This window comes from Bacillus sp. LR--39, from assembly GCF_053613335.1.
The window spans coordinates 1-516 of record NZ_JBSIOT010001608.1; the positions used below are offsets into that span (position 1 = coordinate 1).

At 50.8% G+C, this 516-nt stretch carries 1 protein-coding gene; it reads right to left on the minus strand.

What is annotated here, in order from left to right:
* A partial coding sequence (locus tag ACWHAR_RS32065; protein ID WP_452089046.1) for a S8 family serine peptidase occupies positions 1-516 on the minus strand: 516 nt, incomplete at both ends.

Sequence of the window (516 nt, forward strand, 5' to 3'; positions counted from 1 at the left end):
TATCCGGGAATTTGTGCAGCCGGTTCTATATCCAGGTCATAATCCGGGTTGGGATTATCCTGCTCTTCAAATGCCACATCTGCTGTCGTCTCGGTCAATAGGCTTGCGATTTGCTTTGGTTTCAAGGACGGATTCTGTGACAAAAGAAGTCCTGCTGCAGCTGCCACGTGCGGCGCCGCCATCGATGTTCCGCTCATATAAGTGACATTCCCGTCCGGAACGAGGCTTGGAATATCGGTTCCCGGCGCCACCATATCGAGACCTTTTCCATAATTGGAGTAGTCCGAGACAAGATCGAGATTATTGGTCGCCCCGACTGAAAGCGTATATTTCGAAGATGCAGGGTAGGAAATCTCCGATACTCCGTCATTGCCGGTGGCGGCAACGATCGTCACATTTTTGGAAGCCGCATATTTAAGCGCATATTCCATCACCCGGCTGTATGGCCCGCCAAGACTTAAATTGATGACTTTTGCACCGTGGTCGGCGGCATAGATGATGCCGTTTGCAATCTGT